The following is a 13,758-nucleotide window of genomic DNA, read 5'->3' as shown; positions in this document are numbered from 1 at the left end:
ACTAGAAGGCGCCTTCGATAATGCTCTCGCTAAGCGGACGCCGACCATTCGGCACTTCCCGGTCTTGCAGTTCACTTGGCAAGCGCTCACTGGCACCGCGGTAGCCTAGAGCGATCACCGCATGCAGCTCAAATGCCTCGGGTACGCCAAGTACTTCACGGGCTATGTCTCTGTCATAGCCGCCGACAGCTCGTGTTGCAAGACCCAGCAAATGGGCTTGAAAAGCAAGTGAGGCCCAAGCAGCACCGGCATCGAACGCGTGGGCACCATTCAGGGCCCCATCTTGACGAAGCTTGTGCGAAAGAATGAGTACGAGTACTGGGACATGATCCGTCCACAAGCGGTTATTCGGCTTAATAAAAGATTGAAATTGCTGCTTCTGAGCTTCCGTTTTGGCAACGATAAATCGCCATGGCTGCAAATTGCTTGAGGATGGCGCCCAGCGCGCGGCTTCAAGGATTGTATAGAGCGTTTCGTCGGCAACCTCTTTCGGTTCAAAAGCTCGTGAGGACCAACGGTTCAGAAAAAGAGAGTGAACGGGGTAATCTCCTTTCCGGTTCTCCTCTACTTCGGGGAGTAATACAGCTTTCTGTGCTTGGGTTGTCATGTGTAATCCTTTCCTTTCTTCCAATCCCCTGATTGGCTGAGAAATAAAAAAAAAGAGACAACTTCTCTGGATAGAGAAAGTGTCTCCGTTAGAACGGTAGTCCTTGTGTATATACAGTAGCACTGTATAGGAAGTGTCGTCAATATTATTTCTTGTATTCCTATTAACTTTATCGGGAATTAAATGATTTTACGATGAAGTGACATACGGGTCGACAAGCTTCCGAACACGCTCAATCCCTTCCCACATGTCGCCGGGTCCATCATAGACTAGAGTAAACGGTCCTTCGTACCCCGCTTGCATCGCAATCTCCATGCAGCGGATAAACTCATCTTCATCCGGAAATCCTTCCGCATTGGTTTGCGCTTTGGCATGGATGGATTCGCTGAATGGAATCGTCAGAGCAAGCGCTTCGAACTTGTCACTTCCTTTGAAATTGCCATAGTCGGAAGTGAAACCAAGGACATCCTCGCATTTCTTCATCAAAGCGAGGCAGTTATCAGCCACCGAAGTCAGCGAGTGGAAATTTTCCGTAACCACTCTAACCCCGCGTGAACTAGCGTACTCGCCTAACTCTTGCAATGCATCAGCGGCACGTGTTAAAGCTTGAGCATCTGAAGGCTCCGCATCGCCGGCAATTACTCGAACTCGCTCAGCTCCTGCGATAGCGGCGATATCGATCCATCCTTTGATCCATGCGATGTCCGAGGCTCTACGATCTACATCAGCGCTTGAGATATCCCCATACTCGAGAAGCAGCGAGTAAAAGCGAAGATTGGCGTCCTTGAACGATTGTTTCAACGCATTCAGATACTCCGAACTCGTATCTGGAAAATGAAAATGGCAAACTTCTAAAGAGGCAAACCCTTTGTCGGCAAGCTTAGCAGGAAGCTCAAGCAGCGTAAGAAGTTCCGGTTGCTCCTGCGCTACCGTTATTTGTGTACGTGTCGATTCCTCCCAGCGTGTCCACCGCAATGGACCTAACAGTCGGTGCAAACTCCAACTCGTCAATGATAAAAATGGCATATTTTCAACCCTTCCTTGCTCTGTTTGAACAGATTCTACCAAATTCACCCTACTGGAGACCATATGCCATCTCGCCGTTTCCTCTCTTATTATGCTGTTTTGTCTGCTTCTTCCACAACCAGGTATCCATTCCCGTCCGGATCTTGAAAGTGGAAACAAGTAACACCTAATCGAGTTTCGATTCCCTCCTTAACAAGGCCATCTACAGAACGGACATGTTCAAGGGCGGCTTCCAAATCAGGCGATTCCAAGACCATAATCGGATTGGTGCGCGCTTCTAACTGAAGCTGCTCAAAGTATCTACTTGCGGACTGACTTAACCGGTTATCGTCAATAAGCAGATGAGCTCCGCGATCCATTTGAATCGCAGGCAAATCGCCGAACCGAAGGTCTGGACCTGCGCTTTTCCCAACAAAAGCTTCATACCAAGCCGTCGTGTCATCAATATCATCGGTATGCACCAGGATGCGGCTAATTTTACGCAAAAAAGCATTCGCAGGCCTTACCGCCTTTAAACCTAAATCCCGTTTCGCTTGGCAAACCATATGAGAGTTAATATTGAAAACGGAAATATACTCATCTTCAAGAACATCCGTCAAGACCGTGTGCGGTCTGCTTTCGCAGAATTGATGCGCGGCATGGCTATTATCAGTATCGAACATAATCGTCGGCGGAGACCCCCAGGTGTTCCGGTCTAGAATGATCTCTGTGCCCTCCAAAGCAAAAATATAAATACCGTGGGTGTCCTGATCAGGTTGAGGAACAATGGGCCGCTGAAACAAATTCGCGTACCATTCGATGGAGCTCTTTAGATCTTGAACGGGAACAAATACTGATGGCATAAAAGCATTAATCGGATGTGACATCGTCGATTTCCTCCTTAGTTGATTGTTCTTCAACGTATAGACACAGCAGCTGCATTATTTCTAGCACACTCATTCAAAAATAGCTGCAATGAGGCGGATACCTTCTTTTTCGGCCTCCCACGCTAGCATCAGCTCTTCCCTGATCTTGCTTATTTGGCCTGCATGGCTGCCTCCGTATCCAAATGGAAAGCTCGGGTATAAGCGAGTGAAGGATTGGCTGACTCGCTTATAGCACAACGCCGCCTCGGCAAGCTGCTGCTTGCGCCAGACGTTGTTGCTGCTATCCGACAGCAGCTGTAAATACTGAGCCGCATGCTGCCGCGCTTCGGCCAAAATCGCCACTTGATAGGCATGTCCATGCAGATCAAGTGAACCTTCTCCTACAGCCTCCAGCCAGAGGCGGTATCCGTCAAGGCCGAAAGCATAGCCATCCAAGGGAGGTTCTTTCCCTCTTGCATGCTCGATTATCGCTCGGAGTGCAGCATCCTCTGTCTGAGGTGGAGCTGCTCTGCTGCGGATGCCGAGCACGAACAGCGGCGGTTGATCAGCTTTTCTTCCCAACTGGTCATAACGAATAGACCTTTCCACTCGGTTATAACCTAGATACAGGATTTTCTGCTCGCTGTCATTGTAGCTATGAATAAACCCAAACTCATTACTTTGCATATTCCAAATAATCGCAGGGACACCCTGATCGATAGAACCATGGAGGATGGATAGGATATGAACTTGCTGTTCCGGCGTTAGTGTCTTTCGCTGAGGCCGCCCAAAACACGTCCCACGGACACCTAACCGCTCTAGAATTCGATATGCGGTGTAACTCCAGTCGAAGGTTGCATTTCCTTGTGAGTGACAGTTTCTCGCCACATTCAAACGAAATGCATCACCCGAGATCCCCATCAGCTCCGTATGAGAAAGGTTCTCCTCTCCTACAGTCCGGAGCGCTTCACCGATCATAACGGAGAGAAAAGCATATGGCCGAGAAAACACTGGATGCGGCAGCGTTCTTGTGACTGTCAGACCACTGCTGCTCCGCCCCTCAAGATAAAGCTCGATTTCCTTGCGGAAACGCTCTTCATTCGCTTTCACGCGTGCGCGAGACAACAAGTTATAGACATTGCTTTGCTTCATTCCGAAGCGTGCAGCCAGTTCTTCCGTCGTCGCTTCATCAAAAGCGCTGGCACTTAAAACCTCGCGTGCCTGCTCGGAAAGTGTGCGCATTGAACTGCGAATCAACTCTTCGCCTTCTTCCCGCTCCTGCCAGGCACTTGGACTAGTCTCCTTGCTTCCACTAAGCTCTCCCCAACTCGATTCAGGGATTTCCTCCGTAACGTATTCACTTCGGTTAGCCGCTCCACGAATCGAATTCATCGCGATACGGCGAACCATAATCCGAAACCACGCACCGAATTTCTCTTCGTCTTTCAGGTCATGTATATTGTCTTTTACTTTGAGAAAAGCTTCCTGGACCACATCTTCCGCAAGAAATGCATCGCGCACGATGGCTTGCGCCCATGACAAGGCAGCTGACCGATACGAGCTGAGCAGCATCTCAAAAGCAATTGAATCCCCCTCTTTGACACGACGTATTAGACCGGTCACTTCGCTATGGCTCCCCACTGGTAACCTCCTGCTATGTTTATTTCCCGTCTATATTCGCCAAGTAGATCGGTTTCCTTACCTATTCGCACGATAGCTGGATAGATTCCAGGATGGCCAAGTTTTATTCTTTTGATCACCCATTACACGATCTATTGTTTGTTGAACGGAACTCAGCTCGGGATGCTTGACCTGCAGCTCCTTCAATGCAGGAACCACATCCGTTGAAAGTTGGCCCAAATAATTAAGGTCGATGACGCCCGTTTTTTCATAGCGCTCCATGTTGTTAATGGCAATCTGATGGTCGAGATTCATGTAATTCATCACTAAATAGGCAATTATAGCCGTCGTTATGTAAGCTCTGGACATCGACATCTTTACCATCCAAATTCGGAAAAAGGCAAGGAGAAACAAAGTGCCAAGGAAGATCATAAACCCATGCACGAGCAGTCTTGTCTGCGTAAATCCATAAGCCTCTTCATACAGCGAAAGCCTTCCATAAGCAGAAATTAACATGACAATCGTACAGGCTACTAGCAACGTAAGCAGCGTTTTTCGAATTTTTTCTCCTAAAGAACTACTTGAGCGAATCCAATGTAAACCAGGGAACAGCAGCGATATATTGATCAGAGCGACAACGACCAGCTCCGCAAAACCTCTGCGGGCATATTCCGCATAAGCCACCCCGGATGGCAGTAGGCCATCTGCGCCTCCGAATAAATAAGAGAATTGGATGATCGCGAACAGCACATAAACGACATTCACACATATAAGCAGTGTTCCGGCTATTACTGGATCAAGCAAGGCTTTGTTGCGGACCCCGTCAGCTGTAGCAGCAGTTTCATCCTTCAAACTGTCAAATGGATGGGATGCTTCGATGACTTTCGGGAAAAGAATTCCCCACATATAACAAAAAGTATACAAGGTAATCACAACCGCAAGAACGATTCGTCCTAAGCCTTCCCCGATGGACAGACCCGTAAACCATGATGGAATTTCCGCGATCCAAGATAAGAATATCCGGTCAGCTGAAGCTAACAACCCGATGACGATAAACAGGATTGGAGCTGCCAATAAAAGACCAGCCAAGACCTTTACAACTTTCCCCCAAGTCGAATCTTTTTGATTACCACGGCTAGGCATCCATGCTTTGAACATCCCGAAGGGTACAGGGAGATAGGCGATCGGCCTGCTGATAACGTGTCTAGCCATGTCTTGCAGGAAAGTAGCATGGTACCAGGCATGCTTGCTATTCCTCGATAACACGACCGTTTGCATCACAATACAAAGCGGCAGGGCAATCATATTTAGCAGGTGAAAAAAGTTGTTTGCGAACAAGGCATAGGTCAACGCCAGCAAAGCAACAGGCACCATGAGCAGCCACCCTGCTGTGCTCTGCCCTTTCCACGGCTCAAATCCGCCTAATCTGCCTTTTACCGAATAAAAATAAAGTCCATAGAAGCCGGCAACGCTTAGACATACAGAAATGCCCGCTGGCCGGCCGATAAATAAATATTGTACCAGCAGTCCGAATAAACAAGCGTACGCTAACATGTAGCTATATTTTCTTTGCCATGGAGCTGGATCTCTCATTGAACTATCTCTCCTTTAATCATAACGAAATGGGAATTGCAAGGAATTGCAAAGAATTGATAATTCCTGCCTTTTATTGTAACCTGTAAAACAAGAACAAAAAGTGTAAGTTTATTTTCAGTAATTTCATATTTTATGACGGAGGGCATTTGATGAAAATTCGCAAGCATTATTTGACACTTCGACTTGCATTTCCACACCTCCATGAAGAGTCTCCGCTGGAGACAACGCTTGAAGAGCTTGCAGCGCAGCTGGATTGCACGCATCGCAATATGGTGCTTCTTCTCAAGCGGATGCAGCAAGAGCAGTGGCTCACTTGGCAGCCGCGAAAAGGCCGCGGCAATCGCTCGACCCTTATTTTTCATATGCGCAAAGAACAATTGCTTTTGGAAGAAGCGAAACAGCTCGTGGCTAAACAAGATTTACAATCTGCCCTAGAACTGCTGCAAACTACCGATCATCCCTCTCACCTAAGAGAGCAGTTTCAAGAATGGTTGTCCGGTCAATTCGGGTTTCGTTCCGAGCTGCAGGGTGATCGCCGATCTGATGTGCTGCGCTTCCCTCTGACCCAAACCATCCATGCATTAGACCCCGCTGCCATTCATTACGCTGGGGAATCCCATCTGGTGAACCAGCTCTTCGATGGTCTCGTTCGGATGGATTCGAAGGGCGAGCACATCGTGCCCCATTTGGCGCATGCCTGGGAGGTTGATGAGACGAGAACCGTTTGGACGTTCTATCTCCGAAAAGGAGTGCGCTTTCATCATGGAAGTGAAATGTCCGCCGGTGACGTCAAATATGCGCTCGAAAGACTTCAGCGCTTAGCGCCACGCGGTCTGTATAGCTGGGCTTATGCAGGAATTCAGCAGATTTCCTGCCCGAATGACACGACAGTTGTCATCCAACTAGTTGAACGTAATGAATTGTTTTTGGGATTCTTGAGCACGAATCGTGCGGCGATTGTTCCTGAAGATGCGTGTGAAGCTGCCGGAGGTTGGATGGGTACGAACCCTGTCGGGACGGGTCCTTTTCGCTTAGCGGGACATGAACATGGGATTTGGATTCTGGAGGCATTTCCTGCGTATTTTCAAGGCAGGGGCTTCTTGGATCGTGTCGAAGTGTGGACGTTGCCAGAGAATGAAGAACATCTGTCTGACTCCGATCATAAGCAGCCTTTTCAAGTCATGCACAATGTGCGTATTTCGGACATGGATGCCCAGCGCTGGCAGCAGGTGCGGCAATCGGGGATGACAACGAAGTTCATGACCGTGAATGAGAGAAAAGAGGGTCCTTTACGAAATCCTCTCATCCGCAAAGCTCTCAGCTTAGCCTTAGATCAAGCTTATTTATTAGAGCAGCTTTCCGGGGATGTGATCGAAGCAGCCAGCTCTTTTTTCCCAAGCTCAGCTACGGATGATGAGGTACATACAAAAGCAGCGCCAATAACATCGGAGCAGCCGCCCCACTCGGCTGGCTATCAAGGGGAGACGCTTACGCTTGCTACGATTCCGCAATACGAACAAGATGCGCTTCTTTTGCAGAAAATGTACGCATTATCCGGGATCACGCTCGACATCATGCTCATTCCCGCTGAGCAGTTCAATGGCGAGCTGCGCATGTCTGCTGATTTTGTTCTATTCGCTATCATGATTGATGAGCATCGCGAACTGCGGCTTTATGATATGTACAAAAGCATGCAGCAGCATGCGTCGCCCGAGGTGCAGCGCTTGCTCGATGACAGCTTGCAGCTGCTGCGTTTTGAAATCGACCCGATACGCAGAATAACGCTGCTCGAGCAGTTAGAATTACAGCTCAAGCAGCGTTACAGTTTGCTTTTTCTATATCGGAAACATCTCAAAACCGCTTACCACCCGTCGATTCGCGGCATTTCGTTCGATTCCCTCGGGTGGGTGCGATTTCGCGACATTTGGTTCACTTAACATGCAGCCTTATAGGCTAAATTTCAGTGGTACTCCTGAAGGAAGTACACCTACAATATGCTCGCGAAGCACATCATTCGTATGCATCTCTTCGCTAAAGATAGCGATAATCCCGCTATCTTCCCGCGTTCGGATCAGGCGTCCAATCCCTTGTCTCAGCCTTAACAGCATGTAGGGAATGTCCACTTCCTCATAAGGATGAGCGGCCGCTTCCCTTTTGGCCATAAATACGGGATCTTGCGGTGGAAACGGAAGCGCCCAGATAATGACGTTCGACAAGGATGGACCTGGCACGTCAAGCCCTTCCCATAAGCTTACCGCAGCAAGCACGCTATGCTCGTCTCCTTGGAAAGATGCGATCAAATGGCTGATTTCTTGATCTCCTTCGAATAGGAACCGCAGCTTCTCGCACTCGCTCCGCTTCAGAATCTCTTGCTTAAACCTGCGCAGCTCTTCGTGGGTCGGGAATAGAATTAACGCCCGGCCTTCCGTTCTTTGCAGCAGCTTGATGGCTATCTCCATTTTCTCCTGGAATGTTCCGCTAGACGTCCATGTCGGAGCCAACACTTCCATACGCTCTGCATAATCATACGGCGAGTCCACAGAAAACGATAAATACTTGTCCAATCCCAAGCTATCCGCAACATAATCGAAAGTTCCTTCTACGGATAACGTAGCTGAGGAGAAAACGATTGGCATTTTGGCCGAAAACACTTGCTCTCTCAGCACTTCTTTCACCGTTCTAGGCATAATTACCAAGCTCAAACCTGTAATACTTTCCGTTGCCCAACAGATGAAAGCTTGATCATGACGGAACAATGCCAGCGCTTTCTGCATCATTTCCAAATGCTCTTCGACAATTTTGAGCTGATAGTCATTCAAAGTGAACATCTCACTTTCGAAGACAAGCTCCTCTTCTATCTGTGATAAAACATCGCACAACCGGTGAATTTCACGCAGCAATCGATCATTCATCACAATCTGCTTGCGGTCCGAGCCAACAATCGGTTGACAGCAGCTTTCGAGCACTTCAAACATCAGTTCACTTTGCTCAATCGCCTGATCAATGCAGACAGCTAGTGTCTCGCGCACTTCCCCTTTTAACAAACGAACGACTAATTCTTCAAAAACCGTATGCTTTAGCTTGTAAGTCAACGCTTTCTGGGCAGCTGACTCCATCAAATGTCCTTCATCGAAAACTACCGCACAATGCTCCGGCAGCAACGGTAGCTGGCCTTCCCGCTTCCGTCCCTCATACGTCCAAACATGCTCCATATAGAAATCATGGGAACAAATAATTAGATCCGCGGACTTCCGGTATGACTCTCGGGACAGCGTTTGACCGCAGCGGTGCCGTTTATCACAGACGAAACAGTCTTGATAGGCATCCCAGCTGACACGTTCCCACTGCACATCATTTAGATCCGGATAGTCTTTACGATCTCCGTATGCATAAAAGGATTGCAGGGCCTCCCGTGTGTGGACAAAGTCTGGCAAACCAGCATGCAGTTCACGGTACAGGCTTAAATCCTCGTGTCCAAAGCGGGCTTCATCCAGCTTCTGAAGACACAGATACTGATCAGGTGATTTGGCAAGCCGAGCATCAATCACGAGATCCAAATGCCGCATTAACTTATCAATATCGCCGCCTGGCTTCACCAATTGCTCGATTAACGATTCATCTGCACATGCGATGATGGCCGGTTTCTTCGTTAGTCGCGAATAACAAATTGCATATAACAAGTAGACAAGCGTCTTCCCTGTACCTACACCCGCTTCTGCAAAAATGGTCTGTTTCTCAGCAAAAGCCCGCTCCAGCTGAAACGCCATGTAGATCTGCTCATCGCGCACTTCAAACCCTGCTTCGGGTAAAACCTCATAAAATAAATCAGCAATCCAGTCAGAAACCTGCTGCATGAATGGCTGTGAATGATCATAATCAAATGGATACCGTCCCACGTTGCAAGCCCCCAAAAATAGAAATCTAATCAAACTTGTATTATCTCACTAACCTGTTACAAAAGCAAAGAATGATAGAAAAAAGCTTCATTCACTCCGCTTTATTCGTGGAGATGAAGAAGCTTCCATCCGTTATCAACTTCATTTTACATGCTAAAACGTTCCCGATAGCCGCATTTACGGCATAATTCTTCCACAACTTCCCGTCTGGAAAACCCTTCGAACAAACGGTTCGCCCGCTCCCCTTCAACAATCTCAGAAAATGGCGTATGGTTAATATTACCCAAATTAATGACGCCTTCTCCATCGAGACAACAAGGAATGACTGTGCCGTCAACCAGTATGCCTGCTTGATTCCGCAACGCGTGGCAGAAGCCTGGCCCTTCTATTTCTTGAGCCTTCAGATCCGGCCACTGAAACTCATGATCCTGATTCAGATACACGCGATCTGCGAGTTTCACACCGCTCCCACGCACAAATTCCTCATCGATTTTGTAATCTAGCTCGAACTCTTGCTCCAGCATTTCCAATACTTCGCGATTTCGCTGCCGCTCTTGATTCGTTTGATTATCCATCGTTAGGTTCCATAACCGGAAAGAGATAATGACATTAGACTTTGCTACAATTTCCTTGGCGAAACGTAAAATACTCATCACATAGCCTTCTTTATCTTCCGAGCCTTCGTGACCGTCAAAGCTGTGCAAAGAGAAATTCATTTGACGAAGAGCCGGTTTGTCCAGCAGCTTATGCCTATTTTTATTAATCAACGTTCCGTTGGTTGTAATATTGACCTTAAAACCTTTCTCATGACTCAAATCAAGCAGTTCGTCGATCTTGGGATGCAGTAAAGGCTCTCCTTTGACATGGAGGTAGATGTGATCCGTATGCGGCTTGATTTGATCAAGAATATTCGTAAACGTATCTATTTTAATAAAATTAGCTTGCCGCTTCGTTTGCGGACAAAACGTACAAGCCAGGTTACATACACTTGTAATCTCAATATAAAACTTTTTAAACTTCTTCATGCCATGGCTCCGTTTCTAGTTGCGCTACTATGATAATAGCTATTATATCAAGGTCATCACCTGAAAGAAAGGAATTGTAAGATTTAGAAAATCCATTTCACGATCCATCCGATAAAATACGCCGAAGGGATAAGGAATGCTTGTGCCAGCAAAGTACCGAGAAAACGGGATGTCATAAGCAGTGCATAAATTTTCCCTAGCTGACTACGTTGCGATTCGTCCTGCAATGCTTTATCTGTGATGAGTCCCAACTGCGGATCGATGAATATCGTGAGCAATATCGTTGCGATCCCATTAATGAGCCCTGATGCTTGGGAAGCGGTAGTTGCGTACTCAGGTATCAAATGCGCCGCATACAGGGAAGACAGCACCCCCACAGAGTAGAAGGCTGTTACAAGAATATTGATGATTAAGAACCTTTTGGATACTCCTAAATAGCGGAATTGACTGAGCTTGAACTTTGGTTTTTTCAAATAACTTTTGGTGTTTTTCAACTGCGCTATCGTTACGTTAGAAATGAGCTTCGGGATAGAACCTGCCACTTCCAAACGAGCAATAACGCGGACACTGAGGTTAATAAAAGATGGAAATAAGGCAATCGCAATTATCGTTCCAATAGACGATGCGAACAAAGAAATCCGTAAGTATTTTTCTAGATCGAAGGTCGGCTCTGCCTTGGCATAGTCCACGAAATTAGCCGTCATAGGCGCCTGAATTAAATTGGCTGTACGGGAAACGAGTACGATAATCCCAACTAGCGAAAGCGCAACAGCCAGCTTGTTCACCTTCACTCCAGCAAAACGTACAGAGTAGGATAACGTTTCTGCGGTATGAATGATCATCGTTAAAAAGAATACCAGAATGAGCGTATTCATCATCGTCATTTGGTTGTCAACTCCATCAGCCGGTTCATGACGCCTTCCCAACGCACCTTCATTTCTTCTCGGCGCTGCATACTATCGAGCTTTTCTTGGTGAAAGCTTATCGTTGTTTTACCAGGAGAAGCGGCAGATAGCAGGCGAATTTGAAGGGTTGAAGCTTCCGCCCAGCCGGCAGGCTGCCAAGATAGCCGGAGCTGTTCATTTGGCTTAACCACGCGAAGAACTCCATTAACCCCATCTTTTGTGCAGAAAACATGCCCTTTTTCGAACGTGATAGAAGGAATCTCCCCTAACCAAAGCTTGCGGCCTTGAGGCGAAATCAGTAGTTCCCATGCCCTCTCTTGGCTTAAGCTAACCGTCCTTCTAACGCCAATCTGAAAGCCCGCAGAAGCTGTAAGTCCTACAATATTCTCTGAATTCATTAACACTCCCCCTTTGCTATTCCAATCCAATTTGAAGCTGCTCCAAATAATTCTTGAGTTCCATTAAATCCCGAATCGTATAATCGCGTTCGAAATCACCTTCAAAATGAACATCTTCCTTCCATATTCCCGTCATTCCCACTCTACGACTAGCCCAAACATCATTTTCCGGATGATCACCGACATAGGCTGCTTCATCAGGCTGTGCTCCCAATCTATGTAAAGCTCTATGAAAAATCGCAGGATCTGGTTTACGCAATCCTTCTATTTCGGAAACGAGTATCGCATCAAAATATGGCGAGATCCCTAATGCTTCTATATTTTTAGTCTGAAAAGCTCCATAACCATTGGTAATCAGTCCAAGTTTAAACCCGCTTTGTTTCAAGTAGGTCATAAGCTCAAGAAGATTTGGAAAACCCACACAATGCAAGCTGAATTGATGCATGTAATCTTCTAATAAATCCTCCCATTGCAAAGCTAGATCGAATTCAAGTTTGAGCTGCTGATACACTTTATCTTTCCATACGTAACCTCTTTGATCCAGGTCAATAAACCTGTTCACATACACGGATTTATCAATGCGCCAAAGCTCAGTCATCCGTTCGTGTTGATTTTCAATAAAAGCTTTCAAAGATGTCTGGCGATCCAGCAGCGTACCGTCCAGATCGAATATAATGGCTTTTAACATGGGAGCCTTCACACCTTTCTAGCTAAAAAAAGAATCCGGGTATCGAAGTTCTCCGCTCAAGCCCTGTAGATGCCCCTCTATGACTTCACATACCATAAATACTTCAGCTGGTACCAGAAACTGCTTTAACTAAAATCCGTAAGCGCTAGCTCGTACAAATCCGAGTCTAGGATAATAGTTGGGATGACCAATTAGAAATATAGAGCCATATCCTAGTTCTTTCGTTTTGCGGGTACCTCCGTGAATAAGGTGAGTTCCTACGCTTATGACCGACTATCTGATGATCAATCTCCGCTACGATCGACAATTCCGGTATAAAACCTTCTGAAGCCGGATACGCTCAACTAGATGTGCTTCATCTTCTCTACGTCCAAAAGCCTCCACATTCAGCTGATAAACAGTTTGATGATCCTTCATTTCTTCTGTTCTGATTATCATAATTGAACCCCCTCGAAATCAAATATTCGTTTATCTACCAGTAATTCCCTCTAAATGTTCTTAAAAAAAACTGTAAACGTGGTTGGTTGTATCCACTTTGATGTACACGGAATTCCTCATGCAACATAAGCCATCGACTTCGACCTCGACTTTGCTGTTCAGACGTCTCTTCGTCCTCAACCCGTCAAACCATTTATTACTCATCACCAAGTTGCGATTACAATAGTTCTATGTTGTACTTTGTGCAACCATTTGGCTGTATTGGGCCTCAGCACGCCTCTATATTGTACTTTGTACAACGATTCATGCACTAAACCGCTCACATCTCACCTTTTCGCAACAAATGGTTGTATATTGTACAACGAAAGACCGCATTCTCGGTCAGAACACACCTTTATGTTGTATAAAATGCAACGTAAGCCTTCAAATTTGCTGCTCAGCCGCCTCGACGTCACCTCACCCTTATAACCATCCCATCACTCATCACCATTCCCTTAAATTTTACGGGAGAAAGTGCTGCTAATTTATTCATTTCTGCTGCTCTAGAGCCTTTTGTTGGAAATTATCCTGCTATTTCCTCAAGTTTCGCCAAAAACGAGGCGAATCGACTGAAATAACTGCACAAGTTCCAGTATTTTATCAAAATCTTACTCTGCGCCTTTCTAACAGTAGAAATTACAGTTACTCCGCCAACAAACATAAATAAGGGTAAAT

12 protein-coding genes are annotated in these 13,758 nt (G+C 46.6%); 1 reads left to right on the top strand and 11 read right to left on the bottom strand.

What is annotated here, in order from left to right:
* Position 1 precedes the first annotated feature (1 nt).
* The 5 genes from AC58UW_RS31660 to AC58UW_RS31640 all read right to left on the bottom strand — a co-directional run bounded on the left by AC58UW_RS31660 (position 2) and on the right by AC58UW_RS31640 (position 5,691).
* Positions 2–607 carry a nitroreductase family protein gene (locus tag AC58UW_RS31660; RefSeq protein WP_497424485.1) on the bottom strand — a complete coding sequence of 202 codons (606 nt, stop codon included), beginning with the start codon at positions 605–607 and terminating at the stop codon, positions 2–4.
* 189 nt (positions 608–796) lie between these two features.
* Positions 797–1,681, bottom strand: a complete 885-nt coding sequence (locus AC58UW_RS31655) for a sugar phosphate isomerase/epimerase family protein (protein ID WP_497424484.1) — start codon at positions 1,679–1,681, stop codon at positions 797–799.
* Positions 1,682–1,722: 41 nt separating this feature from the next.
* On the bottom strand, positions 1,723–2,499 hold the full coding sequence (locus AC58UW_RS31650; protein WP_497424483.1) for a VOC family protein: 777 nt from the start codon (positions 2,497–2,499) through the stop codon (positions 1,723–1,725).
* Between the two features lie 69 nt (positions 2,500–2,568).
* Entirely contained in the window at positions 2,569–4,119 is a 1,551-nt protein-coding gene (locus tag AC58UW_RS31645; RefSeq protein WP_497424482.1) for an RNA polymerase sigma factor, read from the bottom strand.
* 57 nt (positions 4,120–4,176) lie between these two features.
* Complete coding sequence (locus AC58UW_RS31640) at positions 4,177–5,691, bottom strand: DUF4153 domain-containing protein (RefSeq protein WP_497424481.1); 1,515 nt, start codon at positions 5,689–5,691, stop codon at positions 4,177–4,179.
* Between the two features lie 152 nt (positions 5,692–5,843).
* Between AC58UW_RS31640 and AC58UW_RS31635 the strand changes: the two genes are divergently transcribed.
* A complete protein-coding gene (locus tag AC58UW_RS31635; RefSeq protein ID WP_497424480.1) occupies positions 5,844–7,631 on the top strand; it encodes an ABC transporter substrate-binding protein in 1,788 nt (595 codons plus the stop codon).
* A gap of 9 nt (positions 7,632–7,640) precedes the next feature.
* Here AC58UW_RS31635 and AC58UW_RS31630 read toward each other — a convergent pair whose 3' ends face one another.
* The 6 genes from AC58UW_RS31630 to AC58UW_RS31605 all read right to left on the bottom strand — a co-directional run bounded on the left by AC58UW_RS31630 (position 7,641) and on the right by AC58UW_RS31605 (position 13,044).
* Complete coding sequence (locus AC58UW_RS31630; protein ID WP_497424479.1) at positions 7,641–9,590, bottom strand: ATP-dependent DNA helicase; 1,950 nt, start codon at positions 9,588–9,590, stop codon at positions 7,641–7,643.
* A gap of 146 nt (positions 9,591–9,736) precedes the next feature.
* On the bottom strand, positions 9,737–10,615 hold the full coding sequence (locus tag AC58UW_RS31625) for a radical SAM/SPASM domain-containing protein (protein WP_497424478.1): 879 nt from the start codon (positions 10,613–10,615) through the stop codon (positions 9,737–9,739).
* Positions 10,616–10,698: 83 nt separating this feature from the next.
* A complete protein-coding gene (locus AC58UW_RS31620; RefSeq protein ID WP_497424508.1) occupies positions 10,699–11,493 on the bottom strand; it encodes a lipid II flippase Amj family protein in 795 nt (264 codons plus the stop codon).
* Between the two features lie 2 nt (positions 11,494–11,495).
* Positions 11,496–11,918 (bottom strand): SRPBCC family protein, encoded by a 423-nt coding sequence (locus AC58UW_RS31615; protein WP_497424477.1) that lies wholly within the window; start codon positions 11,916–11,918, stop codon positions 11,496–11,498.
* Positions 11,919–11,934: 16 nt separating this feature from the next.
* Positions 11,935–12,606: an HAD family hydrolase gene (locus tag AC58UW_RS31610; RefSeq protein WP_497424476.1), complete on the bottom strand. Its 672-nt coding sequence runs from the start codon at positions 12,604–12,606 to the stop codon at positions 11,935–11,937.
* Between the two features lie 294 nt (positions 12,607–12,900).
* Positions 12,901–13,044 (bottom strand): hypothetical protein, encoded by a 144-nt coding sequence (locus AC58UW_RS31605; RefSeq protein ID WP_497424475.1) that lies wholly within the window; start codon positions 13,042–13,044, stop codon positions 12,901–12,903.
* Positions 13,045–13,758 lie beyond the last annotated feature (714 nt).

The sequence above is a fragment of the Paenibacillus sp. J22R160 genome (genome assembly GCF_059692135.1).
This window is presented reverse-complemented; position numbering and strand designations above follow the sequence as displayed.